This window comes from Xanthomonas sp. NCPPB 1128, assembly GCF_001043115.1.
Lineage (GTDB): Bacteria > Pseudomonadota > Gammaproteobacteria > Xanthomonadales > Xanthomonadaceae > Xanthomonas_A.
This window is the reverse complement of record NZ_LFME01000004.1, coordinates 44,665-63,661: the sequence shown is the minus strand read 5'-3', so window position 1 is coordinate 63,661 and position 18,997 is coordinate 44,665. Positions and strand designations below refer to the sequence as shown.

The following is an 18,997-nucleotide window of genomic DNA, read 5'->3' as shown; positions in this document are numbered from 1 at the left end:
TTTGGACAAGCCGAAGAAAGCGGTCCGCCGCAAGACCAGCGGGGTGACGATCGACGAGGTCGCAGCCTTGGCCGGGGTCTCGCCGATGACCGTGTCGCGCGCGATCAACCAGGGCAAGGTGCGCGATGCCACCCGCGAGCGCGTGCTGCGCGCGGTGCGCGAGCTGGGCTATACGCCCAACCTGGCCGCCAGTTCGCTGGCCGCTGCGCAGCACACGCGCATCGCGCTGATCTACACCAACCCCAGCGGCGCCTACCTGCGCGAACTGCTGGTCGGCCTGCTGCGCGTCGCCTCCAATGCCGCCATCCAGTTGGTCATCCACTACTGGGAAGACCTGGACGCCGACGCCGAGCGCAAGGCCGCGCGCGCCCTGGGCGGCCGCGTGGACGGGGTGATCCTGCCGCCGCCGCTGTGCGAATCGCAGGCGGCGGTGAGCGAACTGGTGAAGGCCGGCATCCCGGTGGTCGCGATCGCCGCCGGACGCCTCAGCGACGCGATCTCCTGCGTGCGCATCGACGACTTCCACGCGGGCAAGGAGATGGCCGAACATCTGATCCAACACGGCCATCGACGCATCGGCTTCATCCGCGGGCGCCACGATCTCAGCGCCAGTGCGCGGCGCTACGAGGGCTTCGTCACCGCCCTGCAGGAGGCCGGGCTGAAGGTCGAAGCCGGCCTGGTCCAGCAGGGTGACTACACCTACCGCTCGGGGTTGGCCGCCGCCGAACAGTTGCTGTCGCACCGGCGGCCGCCGACCGCGATCTTCGCCAGCAACGACGACATGGGCGCGGCGGCAATCTCCGTCGCGCACCGGCGCGGCCTGGAAGTGCCGCGCGACCTGTCGGTGGTCGGCTTCGACGACACCTCGGCCGCCACCACCGTGTGGCCGGAGCTCACCACCATCCACCAACCGATCGCCTCGATGGCCGATGCCGCCATCGACATCCTGCTGCGCAGCATCCGCCGCAAGCGCGACGACGCGCGCGTGTCCAGCGACCACGTGGTCCCGCACCGGCTGGTGATGCGCGGTTCGGTCGCCAGCCCACCCAAGGGGTGCTAGCGCGGGACGCAGGCTCACGCGCTGGGGCATGCGACGGTGGCCTCCGCTTCGTTCAACGCGCCGAGCGCCACCCGCGACACCGAGAGCGTCATCGCTCCCGCCGTGGTCAATGCCCACGGACGATCCAGCTTGCTCAGATCCGCGCCGGCCGCCGCCAGGCACTTGAGCGGCACGCCCACGCGCTTCCATTGGCCCACCGGCAGCGTTGCCAGCGTCGACCCGATCGCCACCCGCGCGGTGCAGCCGCTGCCGCATCCGACCGCCAGCCACGCCTCGCCCCGCGGTGCGGCGTCGACGCGCAGCGTGGTCACCAGCATCAGGTCGCCGTTGCTCTCGCGCTGCAGGTCCAGCGGCGTATGCGACTGCAGCGCGACTACCGCCTCGCGTCCGCCTGACCAGGCGAGGCGGCGGCCATCTTCCTGCGCCAGGTGATCCACGCCGGTGACCTTGAGCAGCGCGCCATCGAGCGATTCCGGCACGCGGGTGACGGTCACGCCCTGCCCGGTACTGCCTTCCAGGCGCAGCGCCATGCCGGGACCGGCCGCGCCGCGGACGAAGAACACCCCGGCCGCACCTTCGTTGCCGGTGAGGCCGGAGACTTCCGGCAACCTGGCCAGGTTGCCGTTGTCGGCATAGCGCAGGCCGAAGCCGAAGGCGAACAGCGGGTCGTAGCCCTGCTGCCCCACGTTGTTGGCGTATTGCGTGGCCGTGCGCGGCCAACTGAAGCTCAGCTTGCCCTTGAAGTCGTGCTGCACGCTGCCCTGCGCAGTGCGCAGCAACACGTCGGCGATACCCGCGCCTTCCGAGCCGGGCAGCCACGCTGCCACGAAGGCGTCGGCCGCATTGAGTTCGCGGTTGACCCACAGCGGGCGCCCGCTGAGGAACACCGCGATCACCGGAATGCCGTCGGCCTTGAGCCGCTTGAGCAGCGCCAGGTCGGTGTCGTCGCCCGGCTTGTAGGCCAGGGTCGGCCGATCGCCCTGGAACTCCGCATACGGGTTCTCACCGAACACCACCACGGCCACGTCAGGTTTGGTCGTGTACGTGCCGTCGACCGAAAGCACGGCCTCGCCACCTGCGGCCTTGGCCTGCTGCGCGAAACCCTCGTAGATGCTGTCCGCGTTCGGGAAGTCCTTGCGGGTGGTGCCGGTGCCCTGCCAGTTCAGCGTCCAGCCGCCGGCCTGCTTGCCGACGTCGTTGGCGCCGTCGCCGGCCACCAGGATGCGTTGCTTCGGCGACAGCGGCAGCACGCCGCCCTGGTTCTTCAGCAGCACCAGCGACTCGCGCACGGCCTGCCGCGCCACCGCGCGATGCGCCGGTGCGCCGATCAGCGCGAACTGGCCACCGACCGTGCGCGACGAGGGCTTGCCCGCCTCGAACAGGCCCAGCCGCATCTTGACCCGCAGGATCCGGCGCACCGCATCGTCCAGACGTTGCGGGGTTATGGTGCCGTTCTTCGCCGCCGCCAGCGTGGTCGTGTAGAAGCCCTTCCAACTGTCCGACGCCATGGCCATGTCCAGGCCGGCGTTGATGGTGGCGGGGCAATCGGTCGGGGTGCAGCCCTTGACCTGCCCGTGGCCGTTCCAGTCGCCGACCACGACGCCGCCGAAGTGCATGCGCCCCTTCAACGCGTCGGTCAGGTAGGCCTTGTGGCCGTGCATCTTTTCGCCGTTGACGCTGTTGAAAGAGGCCATCGCGGTCTGCGCACCCGCGGCGATCGCCGGGGGATAGCCGGCGGCGTGGATGCGGACCAGCTCGGCCTCACCGATCCTGGTGTCGCCCTGGTCCCGACCGTCGGTGGTGCCGCCATCGCCCAGGAAGTGCTTGACCGAGGCGATCACATGGCGGCCATCGAGGAAGTCCGGCGTTCCCACCTTGCCCTGCAGTCCCTCGACCATCGCGCCGGCGTAGCTGGCCACCACCGCGGACGATTCCGAATAGCCCTCGTAGGTGCGCCCCCAGCGGTCGTCCTGCGGCACCGCCACGGTCGGCGCGAAGGTCCACTCCATGCCGGTGGCACGGGTCTCCAGCGCGGTGATTTCGCCGATCCGCCGCAGCAATTGCGGATTGCGCGTCGCGCCCAGGCCGATGTTGTGCGGAAACAGCGTGGCGCCGACGATGTTGCTCTGCCCGTGCACCGCGTCGATGCCGAACAACACCGGAATCGCCTTGCCGCCCCCCGAGGTATCCATCGACGCGGCATAGAACGCATCGGCCAGCGCCAGCCATTCGGCTGGCGCGGCATCGTAGCGGCCGCCGGGGTCGGAATTGCCGCCGGCCAGGATCGACCCCAGCCGATAGTTGCGCACATCTTCCGGAGTGAGGCTGCCGATATCGCCCTGCACCAACTGGCCGACCTTCTCCTCCACCGTCATGGTGGCGATCAGATCGCTGAGGCGCTGTTCCAGCGCGGGATCCTCGGGCAGCGGCCAGCGCACGTTGGGCCAGGGGCTGGCCTCCGCCGCGGCAGGCGCCGCGGCCTGGACATCGCCCTTGCACACGGCAAGCGCGAGCAACAGCGCGGCCAGCAGCGCACCTTGGTTGGGTGTGGAACGGGTATCGGTCACGGCGCTCTCCTTGCCGCCGCGCTCAGCGCAGCAGGTATTGGTTGATCAGGTTCTCGTAGCGCTCCTGGCGGCCGCTGATCTGCCGCGGCTCGCCGCCCTTCGCTCCCAATGCGGCCAGCTCGGCGAGGCCGAGCGCGCCACGCGCGAACTGTGCGCCGGCCCCACTGTCGAAGCTGGCATAGCGCTCCTGGCGCCACTGCTCCCAGGGCGAGTCGTTGAGCAGCGCGTGGGCCACTTCCAGCCCGCGGGCGAACGCGTCCATGCCGCCGATGTGGGCAATGAACAGATCCTCGAGCTCGGTGGACTCGCGACGCACCTTGGCGTCGAAGTTCAGGCCGCCCTCCAGGCCGCCCTGGCGCAGCACCACCAGCATGGCGCCGACCGTGTCGTACAGGTCGGTCGGGAACTGGTCGGTATCCCAGCCGTTCTGCGCGTTGCCGCGGTTGGCGTCGATACTGCCCAGCAGGCCGTGGTCGGCGGCGACCTGCAGATCGTGTTCGAAGGTGTGGCCGGAGAGCGTGGCGTGGTTGGCCTCGATGTTGAGCTTGAAGTCCTTGTCCAGCCCATGCTGCTTCAGGAAGCCCGCCACCGTCGCGCTGTCGAAATCGTACTGGTGCTTCATCGGCTCCATCGGCTTGGGCTCGATCAGGAAGTTGCCCTTCAGGCCGATGCTGCGGCCGTAATCGCGCGCCATGGTCAGGAAGCGCGCGAAATGCTCGAGTTCGCGCTTCATCTGCGTGTTGACCAGCGAGGCATAGCCTTCGCGGCCGCCCCAGAACACGTAATGCTCGCCGCCCAGTTCCACCGTCGCCTCCAGCGCCGCCTTCACCTGCACGGCGGCGCGCGCCACCACGGCGAAATCGGGATTGGTCGCGGCACCGTTCATGTAGCGCGGATGCGAGAACAGATTGGCCGTGCCCCACAGCAGCTTCATCCCGGTCGCGTCCTGGCGCGCCTTGGCCAGACCCACCATGTGCTTGAGGTTCTTCTCGTACTGCGCGGCATCGTCGGCGTCGGGCGCCAGGTCGATGTCGTGGAAGCACCAGTACGGCACGCCGAGCTTGGTGAAGAACTCGAACGCCGCATCCACCTTCGCCTCGGCGCTGGCCATCGGCGCGCCGACCTCCCACGGGAAGTGGCGCGTGCCCGGGCCGAACGGATCCTGCCCGGCGTTGCAGAAGGTGTGCCAGTAGCACACCGCGAAGCGCAGGTGATCCTGCATGGTCTTGCCGCCGATGACCTTGTTCGGGTCATAGACCTTGAAGGCCAGCGGGTTGTCCGAGCCACGGCCTTCGAACAGGATGCGGCCGATGCCCGGGAAATATTCCTTGGCGCCGATGAAGGGCTGGGTGTGCATGGTGCGGGGTCCTGTCGTGGTGGGAGGGCGTGCGAAACGGGAAATCAGCCGCGGAACAGCGACATGCAGGCGTCGAGATGGCGCAGGAAGCGCGCATAGGCCGCGGCATAGGCGGGGGTGCGCGCCGGATCCGGGCGGGCGGACAGCTGCGGATCCACCGCCACATGCCGCTGCGCGATGTCGGCGATCGAGGCGGCATCACCGCGTGCCAGGCCGACGGCCCACAGCGCCTGCAAGGCCGCACCGAAGGCCGCGCCTTCCGGCTGCGTCGGCACGTCCACCGGCAGGCCGAACACGTCGGCCACCAGCTGCCGCCACGCGCCGCTGTTGCTGCCGCCGCCGGTCAGCACGATGCGGTCGAACTGCATGCCGGCACGCACAAACGCGTCGAAGCCGTACTTCAGGCTGTAGGTCGCCCCTTCCATCGCCGCGCGATAGAGGTGGGCCGGGGTCATGTTGTGCGGGTCCAGGCCCGCCAGCATGCCCTTGCCCAACGGCAGGTCCGGCGTGCGCTCGCCATTGAGGAACGGCAGCATCACCAGTCCGTCGGCGCCGGGCGCGGTGGCGTGCAGATGCGCATCGCCGTCGCGGGTGCTGAAACCGAACGCGGCGGCAACCTGTTCGGTCGCCACGGTGCAGTTCATCGTGCAAATCAGCGGCAGCCAGCCGCCGGTGGACGAGCAGAAGGCGGCCCACGCGCCGTCCGGATCGACCACCGGCGTGTCGGAGTAGGCGAACAAGGTGCCCGAGGTGCCCAGGCTCATCGCCAGGCGGCCGGGGACGACGCAGCCGGTGCCGATCGCCGCCGTCATGTTGTCGCCGCCGCCGACGGCAACCTTCAGCGTCGTCGGCACGCCAAGCAGGTGGGCAGCGGCCGGGTCGATGCCGAACAATGCGTCAGGCGCGGCGAAGCGCGGCAGGCAGTCCGCCAGATCGCGCTGCGGATCGGTGGCGCGCAGCAGCTCGGTCGACCAGGTGCGGGTGCGCACATCCAGCCAGCCCGTGCCCGATGCGTCGCCGTACTCGCAGAAGCGCTGGCCGGTCAGCACGAAGTTGAGGTAGTCGTGCGGCAGCAGGATCGTGGCGAGGCGCGCGTAGGCATCGGGCCGGTGCGCCCTGGTCCACGGCAGCTTGGAGGCGGTATAGCCGGCGAGGATCGGATTGCCCGCCAATGCGATGGTGCGCGCCGCACCGCCGACCGCGTCCATGATCTGTGTGCACTCGGCCGAGGTGCTGGTGTCGCACCACAGTTTGGCCGGCGCCAGCACCTCGCCTGCCGCATCGACCGGCACGAAGCCGTGCTGCTGGCCCGACACCGCCAGCGCGGCGAGGCGCGAACGCAGCGACGGATCGATCGCCTGGAAGCAGGCCTGCAGGGCCGCGACCCAGTCGGCCGGCCGCTGTTCGCGGCTGCCGTCGGCGGCGGCATCCAGGCTCAGCGGCGCACTGCTGCTGGCCACGACGCTAAGCCCGACCGGGTCATAGACCACGACCTTCAGGCTCTGCGTTCCCGCATCGATTCCGGCCACCAGTTCCCGATCTTCCACGTCGTACCCGCCTTCTAGTTAGCGCTATCATTTTTCGACGACAGCGTGTGCGCCGTTACGCCAGGGAAACGCCTCGTTGCCAGACGTCGGGCGCCGCTTTGCAATAGCGTTCGATGAATTCGGCCTGCGACGGCATCGCCGCGCTCGCCTGCTGCAGCGGCTGCCGGATCCGCGTCAACAGCGTGCGCAGATCCGCGTCGTCGATGGCGGCGGCCAGCGGATGCGGCGGTCCCGGCTGGATGCCCTGCCCCAGCAACACGCTGGTCCAGGAATCCACGCGGAACAGTTCGCCCGGGTCCTGCCAGGCATGCGCGCGCTCGCGCCAGGCGCGCAAACGGATCCCCAGCGACTCGGGCAGCGCCATCTCGCGGCATGCCTTCCACATCGGCTCGCCGCGCTGGGTGGCGTGGTAGTGCAGGATGATGAAGTCGCGTACGTGCTCCATCTCCTGGCGGCTGACCGTGTTGTACAGCTCCACCAGCGCCGGGCTGATGCCCTCGTGCGGAAACAACTGGATCAGGCGCACCACGGCGCTGATGGTCAGGTGGATGCTGGTCGATTCCAGCGGCTCGATGAAGCCGCTGGCCAGACCCAGCGCCACCACATTCTTGTTCCACGCCTGCAACCTGCGTCCGCTGCGGAACGGTACCAGCCAGGGATCTCGCAGCGGCGGGCCGTCGACGTCGCGCAGCAGCTTGGCGTGCGCCTCGTCGTCGGACATGTGGCGGCTGGAGAACACCAGTCCGCAGCCGACCCGGTGCTGCAGCGCGATATGCCAGCGCCACCCGGCCTCGTGCGCGATGGCGCGGGTATACGGCACCGGCGGCGCAACCGCCTCGGTCTGCACCGCGACGGCACGATCGCTGGGCAACCACTCGTGCCAGTCCTCGTAGCCGGTGTGCAGGGTCTGCTCGGTCAGCAGGCCACGGAAGCCGGTGCAGTCGATGAACAGGTCGCCTTCGATGACCTGCCCGTCTTCCAGCAGCAGCGACGCGACGGACCCGTCGTGCGCGTGCTGCCGCACTTCGCGAATCTGGCCTTCCACCCGGCGCAGGCCGTGCGCTTCGGCCTTCTTGCGCAGGAATTTCGCGTAGAGCGCGGCATCGAAGTGATAGGCGTAGTTGACCTGCGGCTGGGTGTCCAGCGAGAACCGGTCCGCACGCGAGGCGACGCTTTCCAGGCAGAAATCGCCCAGGTCCGACGGCATGCCGCGGCGCAGGCTGTCCAGCCAGAAGTGATGGAACGGCGTGGCCCAGGTGCCCTGCCCGATCGTGCCGAACGGATGGATGAAGCGATCGCCGGGGCGGCGCCAATGTTCGAACGAGATCGACAGCTTGAACGTGCCGGCCACGGCGCGCAGGAACTCCTGCTCGTCGATCTGCAGGAAACGGTGGAAGGTGCGGATCGGCGGCACGGTCGACTCGCCGACGCCCACCGTGCCGATCTGCTCGGACTCCACCAGGGTGATGTCCAGGCGATCGCGGAACTGGTGGGCCAGCGCGCAGCCGGCGAGCCAGCCCGCGGTGCCGCCGCCGGCGATGACGACCTTGCGGATACGTCCGTCCGTTGTGGTGGCAAGGTTCACGACAAGATCCCCATCAGCGATTGAGCCGCGCCAGCAACTGCGCGCGCGTGCGGCGCGCCCGTGCCTCGTCGAACGGGGCCAGCTCGCCCCGGGCGGCCTCGGGCAGGTGCTGGCCTGCACGTTCGCCGGGACCGAACACGTAGTAGTCGAAGAGCTTCGCCCAGGCCTGCTTCTCGCGCGCCGGCAGATCGCGCAGTGCCCACATCGCGTGCTGCAGCGCCGTCAGCGGCGAGGGCAGGAAGGCCGGCGCACTGCGCCACCAGTAGTTCACCAGCACGTTGAATGGCGCCAGGCTGCGTACGTGGTGCCACCACATGCTCGGGATGAAGAGCGCATCGCCCGGCTCCAGCTCGGCGTGCTGCGCGCTGGCGAGGGCATCGCGGAAGCGCGGGTGGCGCGCGAAGTCGGGGCGATCGACATCCACCACGCTCACCACCTGGCCGCCCGGCGTGGGTTCCAGCGGCCCCGGGTACAGGTTGTCGATCTGCTCCGGCGGAAACAGGGTGAAGCGGCGCCGGCCCACGGCACAGCACGCCAGGTTGTCCGGCGTGTCGAAATGGCAGGAGGCGGTGACCCGGTTGCCGATCCAGATGCTGGCCGGCGCATCGATACCCTGCCCGGCCAGGCCGGCATCGTTGGCCTGCGCGAACCCCGGCAGCGCCCGCTCGATCGGCAACGACGCGACATAGTAGGTGGGCGGCCGCGGGTCCTCGAAGGTCGCGGCGATCGCGTCCAGCACCTGTGCGAGCGGCCCGCGGCGGACCTCGAAATTCAATTGGGTGAAGTCTGCGTTGTAGAACGGGCGCCCCTCGATCCCGGGTTCGCCGAAGGAATACGGAACCGGCACGCCTGCATCGAAACCGCGCAGGTAGGCCAGTGCGTCCTGCGTGGAGCGTAGCCCGGCCTGGACCAGGCCCCAGTCGCGCGCGATGCCGCGCAACACCACCGGCTCCCCCGCCGCCGCCAGCGCCTGCAATGGCAGGGCCGTGGGCTGCACGCCCTCCAGTGTCCGCATGGCCCCGCCGTCCGCCACGCTCAGTTCCTGCCTGCCGCGCCGGCGGCATCCTGCACGCGCAGGCGCCGCTGTTTCTCGGCGATCAGGCGGCGCATGTTGTGCAGCGAGGCCAGCATCAGGTACGCGCCTTCCAGATAGCCGGCGCGGTTGAGCGCGGCCAGCGCGGCGCCGTCCAGCTCGGCCAGGTGTTCGCGGTCGATCGCATGCAGGCCGTTGACGCCGACGCGATGCTGCGCATCGAGTTGCACGTCGAGCGACACCGGCTGGATCAGCCCCTGTGCATCGAGCGCGGCGAACATGTCCGCGCCGAACGCATGGCCCTCGTGAATGCCGCGCAGCACCCCGGCGATGTGGTCGAGATAGGGCGTGTTGCCGCCCTGCGGCAGGAACACCGGCTCGCCCTGCATCGCCGTCACCCGCGGATGCTCCATGTCCACGTGCAGTACCGCTTCCTGGCTGAGCACGCCGTCGATCCTCTGCTCCTGGAAGCCGATCAGGAACGGCCCCTTGGCCGCCGCCCCGGGCAGATACGAGGCCGTCCAGCGCCGCTCGTGCAGGAACAGATTCTCGTGCTGTTCGAACCCCAGCAGCGCCACGGACTGCCATGCGCCGGTCGCCGGGTCCTTGCGCAGGAAGATCGGATACTCGCGCTGCAACTCGGCGAACTCGCTCGGATAGGCCGGCAGCATGCCCACCGCGTCGCCGAACTCGGGGCCGAAGTCGGTGGCCACGCGCAGGTCGCGGTGCGCGATGTTGTTGAGCATTTCGTAACGCGGCATGGTGGTGCGCACTCCCGGTTGGAGCCTTGCACGAGATGCCGCCGCGACAGCGGCGGCATCCGTGGCGACATGCGAAGAGATCCTCTTCGCCTTCCTCAGAACTTGTAGCGCACGCCCAGCATATACCGCGGACTCTGGTCGGCCAGCTTCACGATCATCTGCGAGGTGCGCGAGCGCCAGCGCACGTCCTCGCCGGTCAGGTTGATCGCCTCCAGGCCGAACGACCAGTTGTCGTTCAACGTGTAGTTCACGCTGAGGTCCCACTGCTCATACGGTTCCACATAGTACGGATTGCGGCTGGTGCCCTGGTTGGCCAGGATCAGGTACTGGTCGCGCCAGTTCCAGGCCAGGCGTACCGACCAGCCGTACTTTTCGTACATCAGCACCGCATTGGCGGTGTCGCTCAGGCCGGTGAGCGCGAACTGGTCGATGCTCGGATCGCCACCATTGTCGTAACCGACGTCGCCTTTGACGATGGTGTAGTTGGCGAGGATGCCGAACCCGGTGTCGCCAAGGAAGTACTGCCCGCCCAGTTCCCAGCCATGCAGCTTGGCCTGGTTCTGGTTGATCGGACGGTTGACGTTGAACTCGTACAACGGATCGTCGGCCTCGCCGTAGAGATCGTAGGCCGCTTCGGTCGCCAGCACCTGCGCGCCGGTGCCGTTGTAGGCGGCCAGGCCGGCCGGGTTGTTGCGCAGCAGGGCCAGCGCGGTGAACAGGGAGGTATCGTTGGCCGAGCAGGCCGCCGCGTTGGCCGGGCCGACCTGGGCGAGACAGGCGCCGCTGGTGAGGAACGCCAACGCCGACTTCGCGTCCGGACCCGAAGTGGGATCGCGCAGGCCGTACAGATTCTCCTGCACCACGGTGTTGCCGATGAAGTTGTTGACGGACTTGTTCCAGTACGTCACCGACAGGTAGCTGGCGTCGGCGAAGTACCACTCCAGCGCCAGGTCGAGGTTGTCGGACTCCAGCGGCTTCAGTGCCGGGTTCTGTGCCGTGCCGCTGGCGCGCGAGGACGGATCGATCAGCACCGACCCGAACGGCTGCTGCGCCCCGGGGCCGGCATAGAGATTGCCGATCGGCGCGCGCGCGATGCTCTTGCCGAACGAAACGCGGCCCTTCAGCGTGTCGGTGAGATCGATGCTGAAATCCAGGTTCGGCAGGATGTAGCTGTACGTGGTCTTTTCGCTGAAGGGTTGCTGCTCGTTGGACAGCACCACGCGGAAGTCGTTGTTGGACTGCCACTGGATCGCTTCGGGCGTGGCGATGACCGAGGTCGACACCACATCGGTGGTCTCGTAGCGCACGCCCAGGCGGGTGTTGGTGCGCCGACCGGCCAACTCGCCATCCAGCTCGACCTGGAAATACGCCGAGCGGGTCTTCTCCTCCACGAAGTTGTCGGCGGCACGCTGCGGGCTCACGCCCAGGCCGACGCCGTACTGGCTGGCCGCCCACTCCGCGAGCCGGCCGGCATCGCCCCGCCATGCGGGCCAACTGCTGCCGCTGTAGTCATGGAACAGGCCGATGATGTTGACCGGCTGCATCAGGTTCATCAGGCCGCCGGCGGTATCGCGGTCGACGTTGGCCACGCCCCAGTCGCCCAGGGTGGAATACGCCTCGGCCGCCTGGATGCGATGGGTGCTGGACTTGCTGCTGTCCACGCCGAACTGGAAGCGGCCCTGGTCGAAGCTCCACTCGCCGTCGACGCGGGCCTGCTTGATCTGGCTGATCTGGCTCTGCGAGTTGACCCGCAGCACCTGCGAACCGATCTCGCCCGGCACGAAGCCCGGGTTGACCACGCCATTGGCCTTGGCCGCGGCGGCGGCGTCGCTCGGATACCAGACCTGGGTGCCGATCGGCAGGCCGTTGTTGAAGTTCAGTTCCTGCACCCAGGAGCCGCCACAGTGCGGACCGGTGGTGCAGTTGTTGGTGCCGGCGATGCTCATGAAGATGGAACCGCCGCCGGTCAGCGGATCGTTCGGGCGGCTCTCGTTCTTCGAGTCGTGTGCGTCGAAACTGAGCTTGAGCCGATCGGTCACGTTCCAGACCGCGTTCAGACCGAGCGAACCCAGCTTGTACTTCTGCATGCTGCGCTGCTGCTCGAGGCCGAAATCCTTGGTGCCGGCGATTTCGCGGATATAGGTCGGCACAGCCACCGCACCGCTGGTATCGAAGGTCACGTCGGTGTAGTTGCTGTTCTGCAACCACATGCCCTGCTCGCCACGATTCTCGGTGATCTCGTTGGTCGAATAGGTGTAGTCCAGGGTCAGGGTCAGGCTGTCGGTGGGCGCGAACTGCAGCACCGCCTGGCCGTTGACGCGCTCGCGTTCGAACTCGGAGAACGCATAGCGCAGGTCGTTCGGGCGGGCGTACAGCGCACCGACCTGCGGCGCATTGACCACCGTCGGGTTGCCGGGCATCGAGCCGGTCCACGGCTGCACGTTCCAGTAGTTCTCGGTGGCCTGCACCGAGCCGCCCTTGCGCTTCTGGTAACTCGCGCTCACGCCGACGCCGAAGGTCTTGTCCGGATTGCTGTAGCTGAAGATGCCGGACAGTTCCGGGGTGATGTCGTTATCGAACGGCTGGCTGCGGTCGGAGACGGCCTTGGCGCCGGCACTGGCGACGATGCCCTGATGGTCGAACGGGCGCGCGGTCAGGATGTTGATGGTAGCGCCGATGCCACCGCTGGGCATGTTGGCCTGGCTGGTCTTGTAGACCTCGATGCCGTTGATCGCCTCGGCCGCAAGCTGGGCGAAGTTGAAGGCGCGGGTGCCGCCATCGACGCCGCCGATGGCGACCTGCCCGGCGGCACCGAACGCATCGGCGCCCGGCATCTGCCGCCCGTTGAGCGTCACCATGTTGAACTGCGGACCGAAGCCGCGCGCGGTGACCTGGGCGCCTTCGCCGTCGCGTCGCTCGATGGAGATGCCGGTGATGCGTTGCAGCGACTCGGCCAGGTTGGTGTCGGGGAACTTGCCGATGTCCTCGGCACTGATGGCATCCACCACGCCCGCGGCGTCGCGCTTGATGTCCATCGCCTGGCTCAGGCTGTTGCGCAGGCCGGTGACCTGGACGGTGTCCAGCTGCGTCGGGCTGCTCTGGGCCTGCTGCTGCGCGGCAGGCGCCGGCGTCGTGGCGTCCTGTGCGAAGGCGGGATTGATGACCAGGACGCCACCGACGAAGGTGAACATGGCCGTGGATTTGAACTTCGCCAGTGCACGGCTCATGGACGAGCCCTCAGGTCTGGCGTGCGACGAAACATAGAAGCGCTCATGACTCTCCCCTCTGACATGCGATCGATGGATGTACCGCCCCTCCCCCAAGAGGCACGCACGGGCGATGCCCGTCTTCCACGCCGAACATCGCAGCGCGCTGAGCGTTCGCTGCGATTCAAAACTCCGTTTCAGGATTGCCAGACGACGCGCGATAAAGGCTCCCCCCGAGCCCGACTGTCGCTGATTGATAGCGCTATCATCGCGTCGACCGCAGACTACGCATCCGGGACCTCGCTTGTCATCATGCGTCGCAACAAAGGAACGCATTCCTTGAAGAACACCCCCAAAACGCTGCGTCGAAAAGCGAGCGCCATCACCATCGACGACGTCGCGGCGCATGCGGGCGTCTCGCCCATGACCGTCTCGCGCGTCACCCATGGGCACGCCGGCGTGCGCGAAAGCACCCGCGAGCGGGTGATGCGCAGCGTGCGCGCACTGGATTACCGGCCCAACCCGGCGGCCAGCGCGCTCGCCGCGGCGCAGCACACCTGCATCGCGTTGATCTACACCAATCCCAGCTCCAGTTATCTGCGCGAACTGCTGGTCGGCGCGCTGCGCGGGTCCACCCGCGTGGCGGCGCAACTGGTGATCGCCACCTGGGATGGACTGGGTCCGCGGGCGCGTCGCGCCGCCGCGCGCACGCTCTGCAGCAGCGTGGCGGGAGTGATCCTGCCGGCGCCGCTGTGCGAATCGAAGGCGATCGTCGCCGTGTTCGCCGACGCCGGGATTCCCGTCGTCTCCATCGCGTCAGGCCGGTTCAGCGACAGGGTCTCCTGCGTGCGCATCGACGACCGCCGTGCCAGCCATGACATGGTGTCGCACCTGATCGCGCACGGGCACACCCGCATCGGCTACATCACCGGCGACCCGAACCAGACGGCCAGTGCGCACCGCTGGCAGGGCTACCGGGATGCACTGGCGGATGCGGGCATCGACTATGACGACGCGCTGGTGCAGCCCGGCGACTTCACCTATCGCGCCGGACTGGAGGCGGCCGAACGGTTGTTGGCGCTGCAGCAGCGCCCCAGCGCGATTTTCGCGAGCAACGACGACATGGCCTCGGCGGTGGTGTCGGTGGCGCATCGCCGCCGTCTGAAGGTGCCGGAGGATCTGTCGGTGGTGGGATTCGACGACACGTCGGCATCGACGATGGTGTGGCCAGAACTGACCACCATCCATCAACCGGTGGCGGACATGACCGACACGGCGATCGACGTGCTGCTGCGGGAGATCCGGCAGGCGGCTGGTTCCGAGCACGCTTATGTCGATCATGTGGTGCCGCATCGACTGGTCTCGCGCGATTCGGTGTTGCGGCCGCTGTCGGTTCGCTAGTTTCATAGCGTCGGGCTCGAGACTGGGAAGATGGCGCAGCGTCCGCTTGCGGCTGCATCTCATGCTTGCGCACGGTAGTCGAGTCTTTTCCATCGCTCTTGCTCTTGCCGTTGCCGTTGCCGTTGTTGTTGTTGTTGTTGTTGCTCCTGATGTTGCTGTTGCTGTCGCTTTGGCTTTTGACTTACCGGGTTCCCTTCCGAAGCGGCGAACCAGGCGGGAAACACCCGAAGGGCGGCGCACAGGGATGTGCGCCGTCCGCGGCAGGGGCAGGATGCCCCTTCCGCGGATCCCGTCTGGTTCGCGGACCCGGAGCGCGCAGCGCGGAGGGCGCGTAGGCAGGGCGCGCTTTCTTTTGGTTACCTTTTCTTTGCGCGAGCAAAGAAAAGTAACTCGCCCGAAAGGGCGAAAGCCTTTGCTGTTGCTTCAAGCTTGAGTGTCAGGTGAGAGAGACCGTAGCAGCGGCTTCAGCCGCGACAGCATTACCGAGCGTTGGTCGCGGCTGAAGCCGCTTCTGCAACCCAGCCGCAGCAGCAAGAGCACGAGCAAAGCTTTCGCCTTGCGGCGAGTTACTTTTCTTTGCTTGTGCAAAGAAAAGTAACCAAAAGAAAGCACACCCTGCCTCGCGCCCTCCGCGCTAACGCGCTCCGGGTCCGCGTCCACCCCGGGGATTCGCGGAAGGGGCATCCTGCCCCTGCCGCGAACGGCGCACATCCATGTGCGCCGCCCCTTCGGGGTTTTTCCCCGGGCCGGCCGCCGCTTCGGAAGGGAACCCGGTAAGTCAAAAGCCAAAGCCACGGCAAAAGCACGAGCAACAGCAGCAACAACAACAACAACAACAACAACAGCAGCGGCAGCGGCAGCGGCAGCGGCAGCGGCAGCGGCAGCGGCAAGGATCAGCTTGCGTGAGTTCCGAACAAGTACCCACGACACAACACCCATACCGCCGCCCACGCGTCAAAAGCCCATGCACCACCCGTCATCCACGGCATCAGTCGAGTCGTCGACAAGCCCGCCGCATCAGCCCGCGCCATCCACCTTGCAACTGCGCTACCGTTCACCCACGGCGCGTCGATTGCGCCATGCCGCCACCGGAGATCCCCATGCCCCTGCTCCATCGGTCCCCTGCCGCGTCAGCGCACACCGGCCGCCGTCGCGCCTGGCGCATCGGCCTGGCGCTGCTGTGCGCCCTGATCGCCGCGCCCAGCATGGCCGCCGACACCGACACCGGTGCCGTGCCCGCGCTGCAGCGCGCGCAACAGCTGATCCTGGTGCTGGCGCCGGATTGGGACAGCCCGCAGGGCACGTTGCAGGCATTCGAACGCGATGCGCAGGGCTGGCGCGCGCATGGCAAGGCCTTCGACGTGAGTCTTGGCAGTCACGGCAGCGCCTGGGGCCTGGGCCTGCATCCGGCGCAAGGCGACGGCCCGCAGAAGCGCGAAGGCGATGGCCGCAGCCCCGCTGGAGTGTTCACCATCGGCGAGGCGTTCGGCTATGCACCGCGCATCGACAGCGCCATGCCCTACCAGGCGATGCAGGCGAGCAGCTATTGCATCGACGTGCCGGACTCGCCGCTGTACAACCGCATCGTCGATGCCAAGGAGGTCGGCAGCGCCGCGGTCGCCGGGTCCACCGAACCGATGCGCCTGGATCTCCAACACGAAGGCGACCAGCGCTACCGCGAAGGCTTCGTGATCCAGCACAACGCGCAGGCCACGCCCGGCGCCGGCAGCTGCATCTTCGCCCACCTGTGGCGCGCCCCGGGCGCCCCGACCGCGGGCTGCACCGCGATGCAGCCGGCCGACATGCAGCGGCTGCTGGCATGGCTGCGGCCGTCGGCGGCGCCGCTGTTCGTGCTGCTGCCGCGCAGTGACTACCAGCGCCTGCGGGCCGACTGGGCATTGCCGGCCGTGGAGCCGGCACCGTGAGCGAGACGCCGCAACCCGGGCTGGTGCGTGCGGTCAGCCGCTGGCAGATCGTCGGGCTGTCGATCAACGACGTGATCGGCAGCGGCATCTATCTGCTGCCCGCTGCCACCGCCGCCCTGCTCGGGCCGCTGAGCCTGTGGGCAGTGCTGCTGGCCGGTGTGGCGGTGGCGCTGCTGGTGCTGTGCTACGCGCAGGCGGCCAGCTACTTCGACGAACCCGGCGGCAGCTATCTGTACGCGCGCGAGGCGTTCGGCCGCTTCGCCGGCTTCGAGATCGGCTGGATGATCTGGCTGACCCGGATCAGTTCGGCGGCGGCGCTGAGCAACGGCCTGGCCGATGCGGTGGTGCGCTTCTGGCCGGCCGCGTCCGGCGGCGGCGCGCGCCTGGGCATCGTGGTCGGCTCGCTCGGCCTGCTCACCGCGATCAACGTGATCGGGGTGAAGTCGGCCGCGCGCACCGGCGTGGCGCTGGTGATCGGCAAGCTGGTGCCGCTGCTGCTGTTCGTGGCCATCGGCGTGTTCTACGTGGACTGGTCGTGGGCGTTCTCCGGCAAGACTCCGGACCCGCGCGATGTCGGCAACCTCGGCGAGGCGGCGTTGCTGTTGCTGTTCGCCTACGCCGGCTTCGAGAACATCCCGGCCGCCGCCGGCGAATACAGCAACCCGCGCCGCGACGTGCCGTTCGCGCTGATCACCATGATCGTCACCGTCACCCTGATCTACGCCGCGGTGCAGGTGGTGGCGCAGGGCACCCTGCCCAACGTGGCGCAATCGGCCACGCCGCTGGCCGATGCCGCCAGCGGCTTCGGCGGTGAGGCGCTGGCGCTGATCCTCACCGTCGGCGCCACCATCTCCATCCTCGGCACCACCAGCAACACGGTGATGCTGGGGCCGCGCTTCCTGTTCGCGCTGGCCAAGGACGGCTATGGCCCGGCATTCCTGGCGCGGGTGCACCCGCGCTTCCGCACGCCGGCCGCGGCGATCCTGCTGCAGGGCGTGCTGTCGCTGGCGTTGGCGCTGTCCGGCTCGTTCGTGCAACTGGCGCTGCTGTCGATGGTCACCCGCCTGTTCGCCTACATCGGCACCGCCGCCGCGGTGCTGGTGCTGGCACGGCGCTACCGCGACCGTCCCGGCGCGCTGCGGTTGCCGGGCGGGCCGCTGATTCCGTTGGCGGCGCTGTTGCTGGCGTTGGCGCTGCTGTTCAGCGCCAGTTGGCAGAACCTGGCCGCCGCGGGCGTGGCGTTGCTGGTCGGCGCGCTGTTCTATCGGTTCCCGCGCAAGGATGCGGCGTGAACGCCTTCACGCCGCCTTGCGCGCAGGTCACGCGCGGATAACCGCGGCGCCCGGACGCTGGACGCCTGCCAGCAAGGGTCGCCCGCCATGAAACGACGCCGCGTCTACAGCGCTCCGGATCTGCCCACCGCCACCCGTGCGCTGCAGGCCGCGCGCAGCGCCGGCCTCGACAACGACGACCTGTCGCTGGTCGCGCGTGGCGACATCGAGCTGGAGGCCATCCCCGACGATCGCAAGGAAGGCAAGACCGACACCGTGCCGGCCGCCGCACGTGGCGCCCTCGGCGGCGGTGCTGCCGGGCTGCTGGCCGGGCTGGCGGCGATCGCGGTGCCGCCGCTCGGCATCACCCTGGCCGGTGCCGGGGTGATGGCGATCGCCGGGGCGCTGGTCGGCAGTTGGTCCTCGGCCCTGGTCGGGTCCACCGTGCCGGATCCGGTGCGGCGCAATTTCGAAGAGGAGATCGAAGCCGGCCGCATCCTGGTGGTGATCGAAGGCGAACCCGAACAGTTGGACGCCGCCGATGCGCCGTTGCGCGCGGCCGGCACGACGGCCTTGCCTTACGAAGCGGCGGCTGCCGCGCACTGACATCACGCCAGCAGCTGGGCGCGTTGCGCGAGAGTTCGCTATTGCCGCTGGACTGCTTGCGCGGCCTGAAGCCCCCGAGACGACCGCCACCGCGTCGTCGTCGACGGGCGTGCCGCCTATCAGGCCCGCGTCAGCGTCCGCATGCGCACCAACATGCCCGCGGCGTACACCAGCCCATACGCGATCAGCGCCGCGGCGATGCTCATGGTCAGCGGGCTGGCGTTCTGCAGGGTCTCCGCGCTGCCGCCGGCGAAGGCGCCACTGGCCCAGCGCCAGGCCAGGCGCCCGAGCAGCAGCACGCTCAGCGCGGCGCCGATCCACGGATTGGGCGTGTACCAGCGCGCGCCATCCTGTAGCTCGATGCGCGTGTGGTGCAGGGCGAAGGCGCCCAGCGCGGCGCCGCCCAGCGCGCCCAGCCCCATGCCCAGGCGCACGGCGGGCAGCTGCGCGGCCAGCCAGGTCAGCAAGGCCGCAACCAGCAGCAGGAACCCCAGCCGCAAGCCGGTACGTCGCGGCTGCCAGGGCTGGCGGCCGAAGTAGCGGCGGATGCGCCGGTAGTACAGCCAGCCGACGCCGGCCGTGGCCAGGTACGGGGTCAACAAGGCGATGCCGTTGGCGGCCATGAGGTCTGCCGGAGAGGGGGCGTAGCGGCGGATCGTAAGCCACCCGGGGCGTCGG

Annotated in this window: 13 protein-coding genes; 5 read left to right on the top strand and 8 right to left on the bottom strand. The window is 68.6% G+C overall.

Features of this window, described 5'->3' with window-relative positions; all coding sequences use genetic code 11:
* Nucleotide 1: 1 nt before the first annotated feature.
* On the top strand, nucleotides 2-1,060 hold the full coding sequence (locus ACP93_RS04620) for a LacI family DNA-binding transcriptional regulator (RefSeq protein ID WP_048489600.1): 1,059 nt from the start codon (nucleotides 2-4) through the stop codon (nucleotides 1,058-1,060).
* Between the two features lie 14 nt (nucleotides 1,061-1,074).
* On the opposite strand, the gene ACP93_RS04615 is transcribed toward ACP93_RS04620, so the two are convergent.
* The 7 genes from ACP93_RS04615 to ACP93_RS04585 form a co-directional block, all read right to left on the bottom strand.
* On the bottom strand, nucleotides 1,075-3,627 hold the full coding sequence (locus tag ACP93_RS04615; RefSeq protein ID WP_048489599.1) for a glycoside hydrolase family 3 protein: 2,553 nt from the start codon (nucleotides 3,625-3,627) through the stop codon (nucleotides 1,075-1,077).
* A 22-nt stretch (nucleotides 3,628-3,649) separates the two neighbouring features.
* On the bottom strand, nucleotides 3,650-4,984 hold the full coding sequence (gene xylA, locus ACP93_RS04610) for a xylose isomerase (protein WP_048489598.1): 1,335 nt from the start codon (nucleotides 4,982-4,984) through the stop codon (nucleotides 3,650-3,652).
* Nucleotides 4,985-5,028: 44 nt separating this feature from the next.
* Nucleotides 5,029-6,531, bottom strand: coding sequence for a xylulokinase (gene xylB / locus ACP93_RS04605; protein WP_048489597.1), 1,503 nt, complete (start codon nucleotides 6,529-6,531; stop codon nucleotides 5,029-5,031).
* Between the two features lie 55 nt (nucleotides 6,532-6,586).
* A complete protein-coding gene (locus tag ACP93_RS04600; protein WP_048489596.1) occupies nucleotides 6,587-8,116 on the bottom strand; it encodes a tryptophan halogenase family protein in 1,530 nt (509 codons plus the stop codon).
* 13 nt (nucleotides 8,117-8,129) lie between these two features.
* Nucleotides 8,130-9,131 carry a cupin-like domain-containing protein gene (locus ACP93_RS04595; protein ID WP_082143375.1) on the bottom strand — a complete coding sequence of 334 codons (1,002 nt, stop codon included), beginning with the start codon at nucleotides 9,129-9,131 and terminating at the stop codon, nucleotides 8,130-8,132.
* A 20-nt stretch (nucleotides 9,132-9,151) separates the two neighbouring features.
* Entirely contained in the window at nucleotides 9,152-9,910 is a 759-nt protein-coding gene (locus tag ACP93_RS04590) for a SapC family protein (RefSeq protein WP_048489699.1), read from the bottom strand.
* A 95-nt stretch (nucleotides 9,911-10,005) separates the two neighbouring features.
* On the bottom strand, nucleotides 10,006-13,137 hold the full coding sequence (locus ACP93_RS04585; RefSeq protein WP_048489594.1) for a TonB-dependent receptor: 3,132 nt from the start codon (nucleotides 13,135-13,137) through the stop codon (nucleotides 10,006-10,008).
* A 402-nt stretch (nucleotides 13,138-13,539) separates the two neighbouring features.
* Here ACP93_RS04585 and ACP93_RS04580 point away from each other — a divergent pair, with 402 nt between their 5' ends.
* The 4 genes from ACP93_RS04580 (at nucleotide 13,540) to ACP93_RS04565 (ending at nucleotide 18,319) form a co-directional block, all read left to right on the top strand.
* Entirely contained in the window at nucleotides 13,540-14,517 is a 978-nt protein-coding gene (locus tag ACP93_RS04580; RefSeq protein WP_255347927.1) for a LacI family DNA-binding transcriptional regulator, read from the top strand.
* Between the two features lie 1,205 nt (nucleotides 14,518-15,722).
* Nucleotides 15,723-16,442, top strand: a complete 720-nt coding sequence (locus ACP93_RS04575) for a L,D-transpeptidase family protein (RefSeq protein WP_048489698.1) — start codon at nucleotides 15,723-15,725, stop codon at nucleotides 16,440-16,442.
* Nucleotides 16,439-17,734, top strand: a complete 1,296-nt coding sequence (locus ACP93_RS04570) for an APC family permease (protein WP_048489592.1) — start codon at nucleotides 16,439-16,441, stop codon at nucleotides 17,732-17,734. Before ACP93_RS04575 ends, ACP93_RS04570 begins: the two co-directional genes overlap by 4 nt.
* A gap of 87 nt (nucleotides 17,735-17,821) precedes the next feature.
* Entirely contained in the window at nucleotides 17,822-18,319 is a 498-nt protein-coding gene (locus ACP93_RS04565) for a hypothetical protein (RefSeq protein WP_048489591.1), read from the top strand.
* 119 nt (nucleotides 18,320-18,438) lie between these two features.
* Here the strand turns inward: ACP93_RS04565 and ACP93_RS04560 are convergent, their stop codons facing one another.
* Complete coding sequence (locus tag ACP93_RS04560) at nucleotides 18,439-18,942, bottom strand: CcdC protein domain-containing protein (protein ID WP_048489590.1); 504 nt, start codon at nucleotides 18,940-18,942, stop codon at nucleotides 18,439-18,441.
* Nucleotides 18,943-18,997: the final 55 nt, after the last annotated feature.